General features: G+C 68.4%; 14 protein-coding genes and 1 pseudogene. 6 read left to right on the forward strand and 9 right to left on the reverse strand.

Going from position 1 to position 18,244, the window contains the following annotated elements:
* Window positions 1-10: 10 nt before the first annotated feature.
* Window positions 11-1,339 (forward strand): FMN-binding glutamate synthase family protein, encoded by a 1,329-nt coding sequence (locus JOE48_RS14715; protein ID WP_210030883.1) that lies wholly within the window; start codon window positions 11-13, stop codon window positions 1,337-1,339.
* 74 nt (window positions 1,340-1,413) lie between these two features.
* Complete coding sequence (gene glnT, locus JOE48_RS14720) at window positions 1,414-2,721, forward strand: type III glutamate--ammonia ligase (RefSeq protein WP_210030884.1); 1,308 nt, start codon at window positions 1,414-1,416, stop codon at window positions 2,719-2,721.
* A gap of 35 nt (window positions 2,722-2,756) precedes the next feature.
* Here glnT and JOE48_RS14725 read toward each other — a convergent pair whose 3' ends face one another.
* The 5 genes from JOE48_RS14725 to solA form a co-directional block, all read right to left on the reverse strand.
* Window positions 2,757-3,533 carry an amino acid ABC transporter ATP-binding protein gene (locus JOE48_RS14725; RefSeq protein WP_245252831.1) on the reverse strand — a complete coding sequence of 259 codons (777 nt, stop codon included), beginning with the start codon at window positions 3,531-3,533 and terminating at the stop codon, window positions 2,757-2,759.
* 5 nt (window positions 3,534-3,538) lie between these two features.
* The gene (locus JOE48_RS14730; protein WP_210030885.1) at window positions 3,539-4,384 is read right to left on the reverse strand and encodes an amino acid ABC transporter permease; all 846 of its coding nucleotides are present in this window, start codon (window positions 4,382-4,384) and stop codon (window positions 3,539-3,541) included.
* On the reverse strand, window positions 4,381-5,130 hold the full coding sequence (locus JOE48_RS14735; protein ID WP_210030886.1) for an amino acid ABC transporter permease: 750 nt from the start codon (window positions 5,128-5,130) through the stop codon (window positions 4,381-4,383). Before JOE48_RS14735 ends, JOE48_RS14730 begins: the two co-directional genes overlap by 4 nt.
* Window positions 5,131-5,167: 37 nt before the next feature.
* Window positions 5,168-6,007, reverse strand: coding sequence for a transporter substrate-binding domain-containing protein (locus JOE48_RS14740; RefSeq protein ID WP_210030887.1), 840 nt, complete (start codon window positions 6,005-6,007; stop codon window positions 5,168-5,170).
* A 94-nt stretch (window positions 6,008-6,101) separates the two neighbouring features.
* Entirely contained in the window at window positions 6,102-7,271 is a 1,170-nt protein-coding gene (gene solA, locus JOE48_RS14745) for an N-methyl-L-tryptophan oxidase (protein WP_210030889.1), read from the reverse strand.
* A gap of 146 nt (window positions 7,272-7,417) precedes the next feature.
* Here solA and JOE48_RS14750 point away from each other — a divergent pair, with 146 nt between their 5' ends.
* Window positions 7,418-8,437 carry a GlxA family transcriptional regulator gene (locus JOE48_RS14750; RefSeq protein ID WP_210030891.1) on the forward strand — a complete coding sequence of 340 codons (1,020 nt, stop codon included), beginning with the start codon at window positions 7,418-7,420 and terminating at the stop codon, window positions 8,435-8,437.
* A gap of 85 nt (window positions 8,438-8,522) precedes the next feature.
* On the opposite strand, the gene JOE48_RS14755 is transcribed toward JOE48_RS14750, so the two are convergent.
* The gene (locus JOE48_RS14755) at window positions 8,523-10,559 is read right to left on the reverse strand and encodes a molybdopterin oxidoreductase family protein (RefSeq protein WP_210030893.1); all 2,037 of its coding nucleotides are present in this window, start codon (window positions 10,557-10,559) and stop codon (window positions 8,523-8,525) included.
* A 251-nt stretch (window positions 10,560-10,810) separates the two neighbouring features.
* Between JOE48_RS14755 and JOE48_RS14760 the strand changes: the two genes are divergently transcribed.
* Complete coding sequence (locus JOE48_RS14760; protein WP_210030895.1) at window positions 10,811-11,842, forward strand: aldo/keto reductase; 1,032 nt, start codon at window positions 10,811-10,813, stop codon at window positions 11,840-11,842.
* Window positions 11,843-11,925: 83 nt separating this feature from the next.
* Here JOE48_RS14760 and JOE48_RS14765 read toward each other — a convergent pair.
* Both JOE48_RS14765 and JOE48_RS14770 read right to left on the reverse strand, forming a co-directional pair.
* Window positions 11,926-12,138 (reverse strand): annotated as a pseudogene (locus JOE48_RS14765) (hypothetical protein); the annotation flags it as partial.
* Between the two features lie 8 nt (window positions 12,139-12,146).
* Entirely contained in the window at window positions 12,147-12,896 is a 750-nt protein-coding gene (locus JOE48_RS14770) for a helix-turn-helix transcriptional regulator (protein ID WP_210030901.1), read from the reverse strand.
* Between the two features lie 564 nt (window positions 12,897-13,460).
* On the opposite strand from JOE48_RS14770, the gene JOE48_RS14775 reads away from it, so the two are divergent.
* Complete coding sequence (locus tag JOE48_RS14775; protein WP_210030902.1) at window positions 13,461-14,177, forward strand: Crp/Fnr family transcriptional regulator; 717 nt, start codon at window positions 13,461-13,463, stop codon at window positions 14,175-14,177.
* Between the two features lie 702 nt (window positions 14,178-14,879).
* Here the strand turns inward: JOE48_RS14775 and JOE48_RS14780 are convergent.
* Window positions 14,880-16,163 carry a S8 family serine peptidase gene (locus tag JOE48_RS14780; protein WP_210030903.1) on the reverse strand — a complete coding sequence of 428 codons (1,284 nt, stop codon included), beginning with the start codon at window positions 16,161-16,163 and terminating at the stop codon, window positions 14,880-14,882.
* Window positions 16,164-16,435: 272 nt separating this feature from the next.
* Here JOE48_RS14780 and JOE48_RS14785 point away from each other — a divergent pair, with 272 nt between their 5' ends.
* Window positions 16,436-18,244, forward strand: a complete 1,809-nt coding sequence (locus JOE48_RS14785; RefSeq protein WP_210030904.1) for an adenylate/guanylate cyclase domain-containing protein — start codon at window positions 16,436-16,438, stop codon at window positions 18,242-18,244.

The following is an 18,244-nucleotide window of genomic DNA, read 5'->3' on the forward strand; positions in this document are numbered from 1 at the left end:
GAGACCGGGCATGACCTACCAGAACCCGCCGATGCCGCCGCGCAAGTCGGCGACCTTCGACGACCACACGATGGCGGAGATCCGCCGGGCCGCGGCCACCGGGATATACGACATCCGCGGCGGCGGCACGAAGCGCAAGCTCCCGCATCTCGACGACCTGCTGTTCCTCGGCGCCTCGATGTCGCGCTATCCCCTGGAGGGCTACCGGGAGACCTGCGGGACCGGCGTCACCCTCGGCACGCGCTTTGCGAAGAAGCCGATCGCGTTGAAGATCCCGATCACCATCGCCGGCATGAGCTTCGGTTCCCTGTCCGCCAACGCCAAGGAGGCACTCGGCCACGGCGCGAGCCTGGCCGGCACCTCCACCACGACCGGCGACGGCGGCATGACCGACGAGGAGCGCGGCCATTCCGAGATCCTCGTCTACCAGTACCTGCCCTCCCGCTACGGCATGAACCCGCGCGACCTCCGGCGCGCCGACGCCATCGAGGTGGTGGTCGGCCAGGGCGCGAAGCCCGGCGGCGGCGGCATGCTGCTCGGCCAGAAGATCTCCGACCGGGTCGCCGCCATGCGCGACCTGCCCCAGGGCATCGACCAGCGCTCCGCCTGCCGGCACCCGGACTGGACCGGCCCGGACGACCTCGAGATCAAGATCGGCGAATTGCGCGAGATCACCGACTGGGAGAAGCCGATCTACGTGAAGGTCGGCGGCGCGCGGCCCTATTACGACACCGCGCTGGCCGCGAAGGCCGGGGCCGACGTCGTCGTCCTCGACGGCATGCAGGGCGGCACGGCGGCGACCCAGGACGTGTTCATCGAGCATGTCGGCCAGCCGACGCTGGCCTGTATCCGCCCCGCCGCGCAGGCGCTGCAGGATCTCGGCCTGCACCGGAGCGTGCAACTCGTGATCTCCGGCGGCATCCGCTCGGGCGCCGACGTCGCCAAGGCCATCGCGCTGGGGGCCGACGCGGTCTCGATCGGCACCGCGGCGCTCGTCGCCATCGGCGACAACGACCCGGCCTACGAGGAGGAGTACCGCAAGCTCGGCTCCACCGCGGGCGCCTACGACGACTGGCACGAGGGCCGCGACCCCGCGGGCATCACCACGCAGGATCCCGAACTGGCGGCCCGCCTCGACCCGGTGCGCGCCGGCCGGAAGCTCGCCAATTACCTGAAGGTCATGACCCTGGAGGCGCAGACGATCGCCCGCGCCTGCGGCCACAACCACCTGCACAATCTGGAGCCCGAGGATCTCGTGGCGCTGACGCTCGAGGCCGCCGCCATGGCCCGCGTGCCGCTGGCCGGCACCGACTGGTACCCGGGCAAAGCCGGCTTCTAGGGCCCTTCAACCCCGCCGGTCGCGCCGGTTCGGGCGCGGTCGGCACCCACCGACCCGCGCTCAGGGGGGCTGCCGTGACGACCGACCTTTCCGCCTACGCCGCCGAGCACGGCGTGCGGTACTTCATGATCTCCTACACGGACCTGTTCGGCTGCCAGCGCGCCAAGCTGGTGCCCGCGCAGGCGATTGGCGCCATGCAGCGCGACGGTGCGGGTTTCGCGGGCTTCGCCACCTGGCTCGACCTCACGCCGGCCCATCCCGACCTGTTCGCGATGCCGGACGCCGCCTCGGTGATCCGCCTGCCCTGGAAGCCGGACGTCGCCTGGGTGGCGGCCGACTGCACCATGGCGGACGCCCCCGTCGACCAGGCGCCCCGGGTGGTGCTGAAGCAGCTCGTGGCGCGGGCCGCCGCCGAGGGCTTGCGGGTCAGGACCGGCGTCGAGGCCGAGTTCTTCCTGCTGAGCCCGGACGGGGCGGCGATCTCCGACCACCACGACCGGGCGGAGAAGTCCTGCTACGACCAGCAGGCGCTGATGCGCCGCTACGACGTGATCGCCGAGATCTGCGACCACATGCTGGCGCTCGGCTGGAAGCCCTACCAGAACGACCACGAGGACGCGAACGGCCAGTTCGAGATGAACTGGGAATACGACGACGCGCTGGCCACCGCCGACAAGCACGCCTTCTTCAAGTTCATGGTCCGCTCGGTCGCCGAACGGCACGGCCTGCGGGCGACCTTCATGCCAAAGCCGTTCCCCGGCCTCACCGGCAACGGCTGCCACTGCCACGTCTCGGTGTGGAACATGGCCGGCACCGAGAACGCCTTCGCGGATCCCGAGATGCCGTTCGGCCTCTCGACCCGGGGCCGGCACTTCCTCGGCGGGATCATGCGGCACGCGCCGGCGCTCGCCGCGATCACCAACCCGACGGTCAATTCCTACAAGCGCATCAACGCGCCCCGCACGATCTCGGGGGCGACCTGGGCGCCGAACGCCGTCACCTGGACCGGCAACAACCGCACCCACATGGTCCGGGTGCCCGGGCCGGGCCGGTTCGAGCTGCGCCTGCCCGACGGCGCGGCCAACCCCTACCTGCTCCAGGCGGCGATCCTGGCCGCAGGCCTCGACGGGCTGGCGCAGGCGGCCGATCCCGGGCCGCACAGCGACGTCGACATGTACCGGGACGGCCACACGGTTTCCGGCGCCCCGCGCCTGCCGCTCAACCTGCTCGACGCCCTGCGGGCCTTCGAGGCCGACGAGGCCCTGCGGGCGAATCTGGGCGGCGCCTTCTCGTCCGCCTATCTCAAGCTGAAGCAGGGCGAGTGGGACAGCTACTGCGCCCATTTCACCGCCTGGGAGCGCGAGACCACGCTCGACGTGTGAGGCCGCGCCGTGCCGACGGGCGCCCTCCCGCGGCGTCAGAGCACCTGCGAGAGGAAGCGGCGCGTGCGCGGATCCTGGGCCGAGGCGAAGAAGGTCGCGGGCGGCCCGTGCTCGACGATCACGCCGCGGTCGGTGAAGTAGATGTGGTCGGCGACGTCCCGGGCGAAATTCATCTCGTGGGTGACGAGCATGCAGGTCATGCCCTCCTCGGCGAGCTCCCGGATCGTGACCAGCACCTCCTTGACCGTCTCCGGGTCCAGGGCGGCGGTGACCTCGTCGAACAGCATCACGTCGGGCCGCATCGCCAGCGAGCGGGCGATGGCCACGCGCTGCTGCTGGCCGCCCGACAGCTCGCCCGGATAGGCGTCCTCCTTGCCGGCCAGCCGGACCTTGGCGAGGAGCGCCCGGGCGCGGGCCTCGACCTCGCGCCGGTCCTGCCCGAGGACGTGGATGGGGGCCATCATCACGTTCTGCAGCGCGGTCTTGTGCGGGAAGAGGTTGTACTGCTGGAACACCATCCCGACCTTGCGGCGCAGCGCCAGCTTGTCGAGCCGCGGATCGGTGACGTCGATCCCCTCGACCGCGATCGAGCCCGCCGTGACCGGCACCAGCGCGTTGACGCAGCGGATCAGCGTCGACTTGCCCGAGCCCGACGGGCCGATGATGCAGACCACCTCGCCCTTGCGCACGTCGAAGCTGATCCCCTTCAGCACCTCGAAGGTCCCGAAGGATTTGTGCACGTCGACGAGGCGGACGATCGGCTGATCGGGCGTCCAAGCCGGGGACGGTCTGCTGGCAGCGGGTGCGGGCATCGGGCTCAACGGGTCTCGAAGCGGCGTTCCAGGCGGGCGGTCAGCCGGTCGATCGGGTAGCAGTAGAGGAAGAAGCAGAGCAGGGCGAAGCCGTAGAGCGGGGCGAACAGCTCGGGGCGGCCACCCTCGGCCGCATGCACCTGCGCGGTCAGCGTCAGCATCTCGGTGACCCCGACGATCGAGGCCTGCACGGTCGCCATGGCGATCAGCGAATAGACGTTCATCCAGGGCGGCAGCATCCGCTTCGCGCACTGGGGCAGGATGATGCGCCACATCGTCTGCCGCCGGCTGAAGGCCAGGGACTCGGCCGCCTCCCACTGGGTGTTCGGCACCGAGCGCACCGCGCCGCGGACGATCTCGGCGACGTTGGCCATCACCGGCAGGCTGAAGCCGAAGGTCGCCTTGATCCAGTCGGGCAGCGGCACCCGGATCCCCAACACGGTGACCTGGAACGGCACCAGGAACATCACGAAGAACAGCAGAACCAGCCAGGGCACGTTGCGGAAGACCTGCGTGGCGCACCACGCGAGGCGCGAAAGGACGCGCCCCTCGGCCAGCATGGCGAGGCCAAGCCCGATCCCCGCGGCGGTGCCGATCGCCATCGCCATCAGCGAGATCGCGACGTTGAAGGCGAAGCCCGTGAGCAGCAGGGGCGCCCACTTGATCACGACCTCCAGAGGCGACAGCGCGGCGGCCCCGCCCTGCGCCCAGGCCGGCACCGCCACGAGGGCGAGGCCGGTGAGCAGCCAGAGATGGGCCGGCCGCAGCCGCGCCGGCGGACGGTGATCGGCGAGCGCGAACGGCAGCAGGACCGGCAGGTCGCCCGGGCGGTTCGGGTCCAGGGCGCTCATCGGCCGTAGCCCGGGATGCGCAGGGCCCGCTCCCAGCGGTGCATGACCCAGACGAGCAGGCCGACGAGGACCGCGTAGGTCGCGAGCAGGACCAGCATCATCTCGAGGACGTTCTGCGACTCGGACCAGATCTGCTTGACCGCGTAGAGCGTCTCGGGGACCGCGATGGCGTAGGCGAGCGTCGTGGTCTTCAGGAGGTTGATCAGGTTGTTGTTCAGGGCCGGCAGGCAGACGCGCAGAGCCAGCGGCAGGACGACGTGGCGGTAGGCCTTGAACCGGGTGTAGCCCAGGGCCTCGGCGGCCTCGATCGTGGTCTTCGGAACGGCCTCGATGCCGGAGCGGAAGATCTCGACGTTGAAGGCGCCGGCGAACAGCGACAGCGAGACGATCGCCCATTGCACGTTGCTGAGGATCGGCGCGCGCAGGCCGTCCGCCGAGCGCAGGTCCGGCAGGAGCGTGCCGAGCCCGAAATAGAAGAAGAAGATCTGCACCAGGGGCGGCGTGTTGCGGAACAGCACGACGAAGCCGTTGACCAGCCCGCGCAGCAGGCGCGACGGCCCGCTCTGCAGGAGCGCGCCGACCGCGCCGATCACGAGGCTCGCCAGGATCGTGGTGATCCCGAGCAGCAGCGTCATCCGCAGGCCGGCGACGTAGCGGTCCCAGTCGTAGGGGTCGTAGAAGACCGTGAAGTTGAAGCCCGTGGTTTCGTAGAGCTGCTGGAACCACGCCTGGATCGTGGCGATCATCGCGGGCGAACGCTCGGAGCCGTCGTGCAGGACCGCATCAGTTGGTCGCGTTCTTGTACTTCTCGTGCATCGCCTTCGAGTAAGCGGTCGGCTCGATGCCCCACTTCTTCTCCTCGTCGACGATGAGGCCGGTCTTCATCCAGTCCTTGGTGGCGTCCTCGACCATGGTCTGGAGCGTGGTGTTGCCCTGCGCCACCGCCATCATCCACGGCGCGTCGAGGATACCCTTGAGCGGCATCGCGTAATTGGCCTTCCAGTCGTCGTCGAGCAGCTTACCCTGCAGCATGCTCTGGTCGTAGACGTAGCCGAGGCAGTTGCCCTGCTTGAGCGCGAAGAGCGGCTTCTCCGAGCCGTCGAAGGCGATGATCTCCGCCCCGTAGGTACGCGCCACGTCCTTGTTGTACCACGCCCCCGAGGTCGCGCAGAGCGGCTTGCCCTTCAGCTGCGCCCAGTCGGTGATGCCGGAACTCTTGGGCAGCAGCACGTTCACGAAGTCGGAATAGTATTGCGGGTCGATCGCCTGCACGACGCGGCGGCGCTCCGGCTTGTCCGAGAGCGTGGCGATCAGCAGATCGACCTTGCCCTGCTGCAGGAACTCGATCCGGTTGGCCGAGACCACCGGCACCAGTTCGAGCTTCACGCCGAGCCGCTTGGCGAGGTCGGCGGCGAGGTCGGGCTCGAGCCCGATGATCGTGCCGCTCGGATCGCGGAAGCCGAACGGCCGGTAATCCGCCTTGACCCCGACGATCAGCGTCCCGCGCTTCTTGATCGCCTCGACACCGTCGGCGGCCCCGGCCCGGCCGGGCAGCGCGACGGACGAGAGCGCCGCGAGAGCCAGCGCTCCGGTCGTCAGGAAGGTTCGGATCGTGTGTCGCATCAAAGCGGTCCTGCTGGCCTGTACTGAACTGGCGCTGGTCTCGGCGCCGATCTTGGCATGGTTTCAAGCAATCCACGAGCCATCGGCCAGCGTATCAACCGAAGCGTGTGAGGGTGAAGGGGGCGAGATCGACCCGCCCGGGCCCGCCGGCCAGTTCCGCGGCGACGGCCTCGCCGATTCCGGCCGAGTGCTTGAAGCCGTGCCCCGAGCAGGCGGAGACCACGAGGACCCGGTCCATCCCGGGATGCCGGTCGATGATGAAGCCGCGGTCGGGGGTCACCGTGTAGACGCAGGCCGCCGCCCGGACGACCTCCGGGGTGGTGCCGGCCAGCCGGTCCGCGACGCGCAGCCGGTACATCTCGGCGGATTCCGACGGATCGACGCGGCGGTCCACCCCGTCGGCCGTGGTGGCGGTGCTGTACTGCTCGGTCGCGACCTTGATGGCGCCCTCCCCCGGCAGCGGCGGGAAGCCGTAGAGGTACTCGGTGTCGGTGGTCCCGTACATCCAGATGAAGACCGGCGCTTGCGGCCCATAGGCCGAGTCGTCCGCCAGGGCGTACCAGTGCAGCAGCTGGCGCCGGACGGTGAGCAGCCGGTCGAACGGGCGACCGAGCAGCGGCGCCGTCCAGGCGCCGGCGGCAACCACGGCGCGGTCGGCCAGGATCGCGCCATCCCCGGTCTCGATGCGGATCCCGGCCCCGTCTTGGCTGAGCGCCCGCACCGTGCAGCCGGTCCGGATCTCGGCACCTAATGCTGCCGCGCAGCCGAGCTGCGCGGCGAGGCAGCGCTCCGGAAACACGTAGCCGCCGCCCGGCTCGTAATAGGCCTTCTCGTCGCCCGCGAGGTTGAGGAATTGCGGGAAGCGGCGGGCGACTTCGGCGCCGTCGAGCACCTCGTGGGCGATCCCGGCTCCCTGCGCCGCGCTGATCGAGCGGCCGACGAAATCCGGCTTGCCGTGATGGGACGAGGTTCCGTGACCGGGCGCCATGACGAGGGCGCCGCAGGCGTTCAGCAGTGTCTCCCCCGTCTCCGCCTCCAGCGCGCGCCAGATGCGGTGCGAGGCGGTGACGAACGGGACGTAGTCGCGCCCCTCGCCGACGGCCTGACGGGTGATGCGTGTCTCGCCGTGGCTCGATCCGAACGCGTGCGGCGGGGCGAAGCGGTCGATTCCGACGACCGCAGCCCCGCTTTTGGCCAGCTGATACAGGACGGCGCTGCCCATCGCGCCGAGCCCGAGGACCGCGACGTCGACCCGGCGGGTCATCGGGCCTGCCCGCGGGCGCTGGCGACGAACGCGGGTGGGCACACGGAGCTGGGCATGCGGAGGGGGTCCTGGGCCGAACGGAGCGGCGTCGAGAATGGCGTCCCGGCCCGGTTGCGCTTGACCGCAACAGACGGTTTCTTGCACGGATGAGCCAACCCGGAGCACAGACAGCGGATGCGGACCCTCCGGGATCGGGGGACCGGCCGCAGGAGATCGGCTTCCTCCTTGTGCCGGGCTTCGCGCTGTTGTCGTTCGCCTCGGCCTGCGAGCCGTTCCGGGCGGCCAACGACCTGGCGGGGCGCGCCCTCTATCGCCTGCGCTACTTCGGCGAGGCCGAGGGCCGCGTCGCGTCTTCCTCCGGCGTGGAGGTCCCCACCGAGGGGCTGCCCCGGGAGCGCGGGCATCTCCACACCCTCTTCATCTGCGCGGGCGGCGAGCCGACCGGGTGGGACAGGCCGGCGATCCACGCGGCCTTGCGGCGCATGGCCCGGTTCGGCGTCCGCGTCGGCGGCATATCGGGCGGCCCCTACCTGATGGCCGCGGCGGGGCTGCTGGCGGAGCGCGCTTTCACCCTTCACTGGGAGTATGCCGGCGCCACGGTCGAGGCGTTTCCGGAGGCGCGGCTCACGCGGGCACGCTACGTCGCCGATGCCGACCGCCTGACCTGCGGCGGCGGAGTCGCCCCCCTCGACATGGCCCACGGGCTGATCGCCGAACGCATGGGCGCGGCCTTCGCGCGCCGCGTCTCGGACTGGTTCCTGCACACGGCGGTGGGCGCCGCGGACGACCCGCAGCGCGCGTCGGCGGCGGAGCGGTACGGTGTCCACCACCCGGCCCTGCTGACCGTCCTCGAGACGATGGAGAAGACGGTCGAGGCGCCGCTGAGCCGTCACGCCATGGCCCGCCTCGCCGCCGTCAGCGCCCGTCACCTCGACCGGCTCTTCCTCGACAAGCGGGGCCTGCGTTTCTCGGCGCAGTACCGGGCCATCCGCCTGGCCCACGGACGGCGCCTGTTGCGCCAGAGCCCCCTGGCGATCGGGGAGATCGCGACGGCCTGCGGGTTCTCGAGCGCGGCCCACTTTTCCCGCAGCTACCGGTCCCAGTTCGGGTGCAGCCCCTCTGCCGACCGAGACATGTCGGCCCGGAATGTGGACCGCACGGGTTGATCGGCCGGAGCCGCGCGTGGGGTTTCGGGCGTCCGGAATCCGGGCGCGGCGTCAGGCCCGGGGCGTTGAGGGCCTGAGCGCCGGCTCAGGCCGCCCGGACCCAGACCGCGGTGTCGTGGAAGGCGGCACCGTCGTTGGGCGCCGCCGGCGCGGCGCCGATCAGGGTGTTGATCCCGCTGCCGCCCGCGAAGGACGCGCTCGGCCACAGGCTCTCGACCACCACGACGCCCGGCTGCTGACCCTCGGCGAGGCGCGCGTGCAGCCGGACCCGGCCGCGGGCATTCCCGATCTCGATGGCGTCGCCCGTGCCGATCCCGAGCCGCGCGCCGTCCTCCGGGTGGAGCAGGCAGGTCGGCCGCCCCTCGCGGCGGAGCGACTCGGCCACGTTGGTGAAGGTCGCGTTGAGGAACTGGCGGGCCGGCGGGGCGATCATCCGGAACGGGTGCTCCGCGTCGGCGGGCTCGGCCACCGGCCAGTGGTCGGGCAGGGCCGGCATCCCGGCCGCGCGGGGGCCGAGCGCCGCCCAGTCGGGGGCGAAGCGGAAGCGCCCGTCCGGATGGCCGAACCCGTTGAGGAAGTGGCTCTCGGCGAAGTCCGGCTGCGCGTCGATCCAGCCCTCCGCCTCCAGCCGGTCGAGGCCGCCCCAGCCCGAACGCGCCAGGGTCGCGTCGGCGAGATCCCGGGCGCTCAGCCGGAAGCCGGCATGGTCCGCGCCGAGGCGCGCGGCGAGGGCACCGAGCAGCGCGTGGTTCGACCGGCACTCCCCCGGCGGCTCCAGGATCGCCGGCCCCGCCTGGATGTGGCTGTGGCCGCCGGCCCCGTAGATGTCGTCGTGCTCCAGGAAGGTGGTGGCCGGCAGGACGAGGTCGGCCAGCGCCGCGGTCTCGGTCATGAACTGCTCGTGCACGGCCACGAACACGTCCGGCCGCGCCAAGCCCGCACGCACCCGGGCGCTGTCGGGGGCCGAGATTGCCGGATTGGCCGACTGGATCAGCATGGCGCGCACCGGCGGCCCGCCCTGCAGGGCGTCGGGATCGTCGGCGAGGATGGGGCCGATCCGGCTCATGTCGAGCTCGCGCACGCCCGGCGCCTTGATGTCGAGCCCCTCCGTCAGGGTCTTGTCCCAGTTGAAGATCGCCGCCTGCTGCCAGAGGGCGCCGCCGCCCTCGTGCTGCCACGCGCCGGTCACCGTCGGCAGGCAGGTCACCGCGTGCAGGTTCACGGCGCCGTTGCGGCTCCGGGTGAAGCCGAAGCCGCAGCGGATGTAGCTGCGCGGCGTCCGGCCGTAGAGGGCCGCGAAGGCCTCGATCGCGGCGGGCTCCAGGCCGGTGATCGCCGCCGCCCATTCGGGCGTGCGCGACGCGAGATGCGCCTCCAGGGCCGCCGTCTCCGCGGCATGGGCGGCGAGGTAGGCCCGGTCCGCGTAGCCGTCGCGGAACAGGACGTGGAGCACCGCGCAGGCGAGCGCCCCGTCGGTGCCCGGCCGCAGCGCGAGGTGGAGGTCGGCGGCCGCCGCGGTGCCGGTGCGGTAGGGATCGACCACCACCAGCTTGGCGCCCCGATTCTTGCGGGCGCGGCTGATGTGGGTCATCGCGTTGACCTGGGTGCTCACCGGGTTGCCGCCCCAGACCACGATCAGGTCCGACAGCGCCATCTCGCGGGGGTCCGGCCCGGCGATCCGGCCGGTTCCGGCGCTCCAGCCCGCGATCGCGATGGCCGTGCAGATCGTGCGCTTGCGCCGCGAATAGCCCATCGCGTGGGTCAGCCGGTGGATGCCGTCGCGCTGGACGAGGCCCATGGTCCCGCCCGAATTGTACGGCCAGACCGCCTCCGGCCCCCAGCGTTCCGCCGTCTCCGAGAAGGCCGCGGCCAGCCGGTCGAGCGCCGCGTCCCAGGCGATCCGCCGCCATTGTCCGCTGCCCTTGGCGCCGACACGCTCGAGCGGATGGAGGATCCGGTCGGGATGGTGGACGCGCTCGCCGTAGCGGCTGACCTTCGCGCAGATCACCCCCGCCGTGTAGGGGTTGTCGCCACCCCGGACCGAGACGACGCGGCCATCCGCCACCTGCACGTCGAGGCTGCAGGCGGAGGGGCAATCATGGGGGCAGACGGTCCGGACCAAGTGACGAACTCCCGTGGCGCCGGCAGGGATGATGCAAAGCCCGTGCGTTTTTGAGGCGCACGCACGGTCCAGGCTGACGAAAGGCTTCGGCAGGCGGACGGGTTCAACGGGCGCGGCGGGGACGGCGCCGTCGCGGCGACTGGATCGTCCCCCGCGCAAGCAGGCTTGCCGGCGTGGGGAAAGCCCGGCCGGGCAGCCGTGTTAGACGGAGTGGCGCGCCGCACGGCGGGCGTGATCGCAGAGAGGTCCCGATGGAATACAGGCAGTTCGGACGCTCCGGCCTCACCGTGCCGGTGCTCAGCTTCGGCACCGGCACCTTCGGCGGGACGAACGCGTTCTTCCAGCGCTGGGGTCAGACCGATGTCGCCGGAGCGACCCGCATGGTCGACCTCTGCCTCGATTCCGGGGTCAGCTTCTTCGACACCGCCGACATCTACTCGGCGGGGGCCTCGGAGGAGATCCTGGGGCAGGCTCTCAAGGGCAAGCGCGACCGGGCGCTGATCTCCACCAAGGCGACGTTCCGCTTCAACGACGACCTGAATCAGGTCGGCTCCTCGCGCCATCACCTGGTCCGCGCCTGCGAGGCCAGCCTCAAGCGGCTCGGCACCGACCATATCGACGTCTACTTCATGCACGGCTTCGACGCGCTGACGCCCGTCGAAGAGACGTTGCGGGCCCTCGACGATCTCACGCGCTCGGGCAAGATCAGCTATATCGGCGCGTCGAACTTCTCCGGCTGGCAGCTCATGAAGGCGCTGGCCACGTCCGAGCGCTACGGGCTCGCCCGCTACGTCGCCTACCAGGGCTACTATTCCCTGATCGGCCGGCACTACGAGTGGGAGCTGATGCCACTCGGGATCGACCAGGGCGTCGGCCTGATGGTGTGGAGCCCGCTGGGATGGGGCCGTCTCACCGGCAAGATCCGCCGCGGCCAGCCGAACCAGAGCGGCCGCATCGCGGCGGGGGGCGCCGAGGGCGGTCCGCCGGTCTCCGATGATTATCTGTTCGGCGTCGTGGAGGCCCTCGACGCCGTGGCGGCCGAGACCGGCAAGACGGTGGCGCAGGTGGCGCTCAACTGGCTGCTGAGCCGGCCGACGGTCTGCAACATCGTGGTCGGCGCGCGCACGGAAGAGCAGCTGAAGCAGAACCTCGGCGCGCTCGGCTGGCGGCTGGCGCCCGAGCAGGTCGCCCGCCTCGACGCGGCGAGCCAGGAGACCCCGATCTATCCCTACTGGCATCAGAAGGGCTTCGACGAGCGCAACCCGAAGCCGACGACCTGGTAGGTCATCGGCTGCCCGCCCGTCATGGGCCTGCCCCTCCGTGATTGACCTGACCGGTATGTTGGACCGGGCCAGTTGCGAGGCTCCTGCATGGTCGCGGTCATGGGTAGCCGGAAGGCCAGATCCGGGTAGCTGACGGGCGCGGGCGGCCGACAGCCCAGCGACGAGTGCGGCCGGACGCGGTTGTCGGTGGTTTGCCCCAGACCGATCGCGATCTGCGCCGCCTTCAGCGCCAGACAAGCCCGGCTATACTCGTCGATCAGCGTCAGGATCCGGAGCGAGCGTCCGTCGTGGGTCCGGTCACGGTTCAAGCCGCCCCGTGACGGTAGCAGATCCGCTCGTCACGTCCGTCACGCTTCGGCTCGAGCGTGCTGCCCGCGGCTGGCGCGCTGTGATCGGCGATCGGCTTGGGACAGAGCAGCAGAAAGCGCATCAAAGCGGCTTGGCGGCGCGTTTCTGTCTTTTCGAAGAGACGACGCAGGTGAGCCCGCGCCGTGTTCAGCGTGATCCCGCGCCGTGCCGCGCATGCCGCCAGATCATTTCCGGCCAGTATGTCCAGCGCAAGTGCCGCCTCGGCCGGCGTCAGGCCGAACTGAGCCTGGAGCGCTTTCTTGGCGGAAGGTCGGGCGGTGACAGGATCGATCAGGCGCAGAAGGACGATGGGATCGGCATCCGCGTCGCCCGCCGGTGGAAACGTATTCACCGCGATCAGAAGCGTATCCTCCTCGCTCCCCAGCCGAAGCCAACCCTCTGAGCCAGTGGCGGCGCAGTCGGCGATCAATTTGTGAAGCGCCATGCTGCCGCTCGGCGCGTTCGCACAGAGGCGCCCGTTTGCCAGCCGCAGGTGAGAACCGCGCACGATGGCTTGACCAGCCCGGTTCAGGAAGAGTGCGCGCCCGTATCTGTCGGCGACCGCCACGCCCTGTTCGAGGTGGTCGACGAAAGCCTTAAGCGCGGCAGCTACAGGCGCCGGCCGGTGCGTGGCACCGCATTGCTCGTGAGAACCTACCGGCGAGATGCCGGGCCCCAAATGCGCTTGGCTTGCAACTGCGTGCATGGGCAACCTCGCATCAGGTTCGCGTTGAGCGTCCTCCCGACAGCGCGGAATGTACGATCTTCCCGCTCTGACCACGTGTGACGTTCGTCACGCTTGCGGACTAGGGCGGGGCGGGTCGGAGCCGATGCAGCGGCGCGCCGGACGAGACGGCAAAGACACTGCTCCCGGTCACGGAGACGCCCCGTCGCAGCGCGTCCGTGGTAACCGACCACGCCGTCAGCCGACGATCCGGAGGTCTCCGAGACGCTCCGCACGGGCGCCTGGCCGGCCGGGTCGCTGTTGCATCAAGTCCTGATCCTCGGTCTCATTGATGTGTTCGGGCGGCGAGGTACCCGCCGGAGGCGATCGGGTGATCTTGCCTGTGCCGAGGCCCGGCTATAGTGTATTCGCGCTAATCCGCGGCTTCCGGCATCCGTGCACGTCGACCGGAGCGAGATGGAAGAGATCCTGCATGGGCGCACCAAGACGAGGCAGTCGCTCAAGATTTTTCAGTCTGGCCTCCGCGCTACTGGGCGGATTCGCGCACGGCGCGCGCACCGGCCGCGCTCGGTAGGAGCGCGCTCCATGCCGTCCGGCAAGGTCGGGCCCATTCTCGACAAGCGGACCGCACTGTCGCAGCACGAATTGTTCCGTGACGCGCCGCAAGCTGTGATCGACCGGCTCAGCTTGCGCGTTCAGCCCCTCGCATTCGAGTGTGGTCGGCGTGTTTTCAGCCGCGGCGATGAGAGCCGTGGACTGTTTGCCGTTGTCAGCGGTTATGTTCGAATCTCTACAAGCTGCCCTGATGGACGATCCGAACTTGTGATGAACTTAATTGGTCCGAACGAAGTGTTCGGTGAGATTGCGCTGCTGGATCACGGGCTGCGCACGGCCGATGCGATTGCAGCCACGCAATGTTGTCTCCTCCTTCTTGAGCGGCGTGACCTTTTTCCTGCCCTCCACGACTTTCCCGTGTTGGCGGTAAGACTTCTGGCGATCCTCAGCGGGCGGCTGCGGCGCACCAGCCAGCAATTGTCGGATCACACCTTCGTCTGCGCCCAGCAGCGTCTGGCGAAGACGCTCCTCCTGTTGTCCGGACACACCGAGCGGGACAGCGCCCGCGTGCTGACGACCCAGCGGGAGCTTGGCCATATGGTTGGTCTCTCCCGCGAAGGCATCAACCGGCATCTCTCGGCGTGGCAGCGCAAGGGCTACATCGCGCTGGCACCGGGCGCCTGCACAATCCGCGACCGGACGGCGCTTGAGCGGATCGTGTCGAGCGACAACGTGACCCGGAGCTGACCGCCGTTTCAACAGGTCTTCTGCCCGACGGAAGACCTCGGTCCGCGCGGCGACCGGATCTCCGGGGCGCGGGGTGGCTTTCCGAGCGCATCGTTGATCCCATTCTACCGGACGCGAGATCCGTCGCACTCTAAAACGTTCGGCTCAAGGCGCATCAAATCTGAATTCGTCGACCACTGATAAGAGATCTTTCCATCCGCTGGGAACATTGCCGATGTTGCGCTGCCTGGCAGAGATGATCCGGACGCAGCGACAGATGTGGGCATCCGTCGCTGCCTGCAATGTCTCACGGTGCACGAGTTCGAGGACGTGGGTCTGATGGAGCGTGACATACCGTTTTGGCACCCCCAGTCACGAGGGCGGCCGACTGCGGGATAGCAGGGACGGGAGGGCGGGCACGCGATAGCCAGGGTCACCCGAGGCGTCTCGATCGGCTCCGGCATCTGCGCGGTCGCCGAACCCGGTGTCTTTTAAGCGTCGACCCCAATCACCGAGGTTGCCTCGCCGCCAAGCCGCGTTCGGAATCGCACTCCGCCCAATGCCCGAATGACGAGGGCCGGCGCCGCGTCTGGGCTTAATGTGGGTTTGCTCTTCGAGCTCGACCACTGAGTACGTGGCATAGCTGCGTCGTTCGGCTGTCAATGCGCAGAACGAGCACGCGAAAGATAAGCGCATGCGAAGGATGATGGTTCAACCAACCATTCAAGGTGGGTTCGATTGAGAATCAGCCAAGTTCCGTGCGGTCGCCGCCAGATCGAGAATGCCGTGCCCGGTCCGGTCCTGCCATGCATCCGGCCCGTAGCGCTGAGCATAGTACCGGATCTTGTCGGCGAGTTGGTCCGGGTCGAGTTTGGAATGGACCCATTTCGTTCTGAAAAGCGCGACAGCGCCGGCCGCGAGACCGCAAGCGGCCGAAGTGCCAGTGTTGCGTCCCGGAAGGTCGTCGGACTCGAACTGACTCGGCGCGCAGATGTCAGGCTTGTCGTGTTCCATGCCGGTGACGCCAGGGCCTTGACCCGAATACCCGAGCCAAAGTCGGTCGATCCTCACGGCGCCGACAGTTAGTACTTGTTTCAGGGCATTGGCGCCGTTGATGCTGCGGGATGGGCCGATGGCACTCGGTGAGCAACGCGGGTCGGGGCAGAATTCTCCGCAATTGCCGGCGGCGAACACCACGTCAGCACCGATGGCGTTAAGTAGCCTCAAGGCCTCCGCGATAGGATGGTTGGGATTGTTGGAATATGGCAGTTCGCTCGACTCAAGGGTCGGGTTGAAAACGCTCCAAGCGTTGCAGATCACCCAGCCGGCCTTGGGATCGCTAGTACGTGAAAACGCGATCACAGCCAGAACTTGAAACAGTGCAGCCGTTACTGAGCTCAGAAAGACCGGTAGATTCGTGATGCCGTCGGGGATGACGGGGCAATCCAGCAGCCGAAGCCTGTTGGGGGCATTAGGGATCGACGCAATCGCGTAGGCATTGCGAGCTACCATCTCGCCGTGTGGGGAAAGCGGAGCGCCTGGGCACCGCGTTTTTACGTCCTTTAACGCGAGGCCGGGATCTTCAAGCACGCACCACCCTTTGAACCCGTGCTTGGGAATCAGACTGGAAGGTAGGCCGGTATCTACGAAGACGATGTTGGCTTGGTTCGGTCCAGGCAGGCCGGCTGCCGTCAAAAGAACCGGATCGGCATGAACAGTCCTGAGCGCCGCAGCCCGATCGCCCAGGAGCCCATCACTGGCCTCTGCGGGGCACCAGTGGCTCCAGAACGCATTGTTGGCGGCGTTGACCGCGAGATCCGCGCCGATTGCGGCGTCGGGCAAATTCTTCACACCGTCGGCGAAGACTCGCACCGATTTCTCTCCGCCGTAGACTACGATTCCGAACACAAGGAACGGATGGAACTGCTCGTCCGTGATGTCCAATCCATCGGGAAGCGGAGCGTTGGACGGCAACGCCACCACTTCGAAACGGATGGCAGCTTTCATCAGCATCCTTGCGGTTAGGAGGCCTCGAACTCCGCCGATCTTCCGACTCTGGTAAGCGCGCCGTAATTCAGGCCACGCCCGAACAGATAGCACCAAGCGGATTTCATCCGGGTCTGACATTTCGAGGCCGCCGCGCTTGCCGACTGCTGGCGTACGCCAGTGAATGTTGCAAGAGACTAGCGCTTACTGATTTCGAACGCCATGATCATGGTGGCTCAGGGGGCCTGCCTTAGGCATTCCAGCCGAGACGATCGTGACGGAGACGCATCACGATGGTGTTCGTGTCTGACCGCAAGGCCATAAGCAACGCGGCGGGCTTGGCTCAAGGCGCGCGTCAAACGGTGGCAATCGCGTTCGCCGATGTAGTTGGTTACTCGACGCTGATGGCCGCCGACGAGGATGGCACCCACGCGCGATGGATGAATCTCCTGCATGGCTCCATCGAACCCGAAACAGAACGGTGCGAGGGACGCATCGTGGACGTGATGGGCGACGGGGTACTCGCCGTATTCCAAAGCGCCGACGCCGCTGTCGAATGGGCGCGCACCATTCAGCACAATGTACGCGCCAAACTTGACGATGCAGGTCCGATCGATCCGGTTCCGATTGTGCTCCGCATCGGCATCCATATGGGCAGTATCTTTGAGGAGAACTCTCAAATCTTCGGTGATGCCGTGAATTTCGCCGCTCGTCTGCAATCCCATGCCAGGCCCGGCGGGATTGTGCTTTCGGAGCGAGTGCGCGATGGGTTGAGTGCTTGCTCCCGTCCATCGGACCTGCGCGATCTCGGCTATGCGGAGCTGAAAGGATTCGACAGGCGCGCCTATTTGTTCGCCATTGAGACGGATCTCGTTCGTCTGGCAGCGCCGGTGAAGGCAACCGGGAGCCTCCCGTCTGTGGCCGTCTTGCCGCTCGTCAATCAAAGCGCAAATCCGGAGGACACATACCTTGCGGACGGATTCGCCGACGGTGTGGGCATGTCGCTCGCCGCGCTACACGAGCTCTTCGTCGTGTCGCCCGCATCGAGCGCTATCTTTCGCGGGCAACAGCCGGATCCCAGAGAGGTCGGCCGCGCTCTCGGCGTGAACTACGCCCTGTCTGGCAGCATACATCGGTTGTCCCAAGGCTACGGTGTATCGGTGCAATTGTGCGACACACGCTCGGGCGCAATGCTTTGGGGCGAGCGCATGCGTGTCGACATGGCGGAGGTTTTCGAGTTGCAGGACGCGCTCGCGCGAAAGGTCGTGATGAATCTTGCACCGCAGGTACGCTCGGTGGAACTGCGGCGCGCAATGCGTAAGCCGCCCGAAAGCCTGACCGCCTATGACCGGCTACTTCGCGGGCTATTCACGATAAGCAGCGCCGATCGCGACACCTTCGACCGCGCGCGGACGTTCTTGGGCGAGGCCATGATCGAGGAGCCGGACTTCGTCCTGCCGGTTGCATGGGCGGCGCGCTGGCACAGCGTGCGTATCGGGCGCGGCTGGTCGCAGGATCCGGATGACGACTCGGCGCAAGCGTACGCACTCGCGACGCGAGCTACCACGATCGACCCGTTAAATGCACTTGCGTTGGCCACACTCGGCCACATGAACACCATCCTCCGGCGCGACAGCGAGGCGGCGCTCCAATGCTTTGACGATGCGCTCGCGGCTTGTCCCAACCATCCGCTCGCCTGGACGCTGTCGAGCGCAACACTCGCCTACCTCGGTCAGGGCCAAGAAGCGGTGCGACGCGCCGAGCACGGCCTGCGACTCTCGCCGCACGATCCGATGCGGTATTCGCAATTCATGTTCCTCGGCATAGCCCATTATGCCACCGGCGCCTTCGAGGAGGCGGTGAGATGGCAGCGACGGTCTGTCGCCAACAATCCACTTCATGAGGCGACACTCCTGCTACTCGCCGCAGCTCTGGCCGCCGTGGGCTCGCTTGAAGACGCACGCCAAGTCACCGCTCGATTTCTGGCCCTGCGCCCCGATTTCTCTCTGGACAGGTACTCGCGCACGCGCCTCCCGTTCTTTGATCCGACGCTGCGGAGAACCTTCGCCTTGCATTTGCGGGAGGCGGGCTTGCCCGACTGA

This window comes from Methylobacterium sp. PvR107, from assembly GCF_017833295.1.
Classification (GTDB): Bacteria; Pseudomonadota; Alphaproteobacteria; order Rhizobiales; family Beijerinckiaceae; genus Methylobacterium.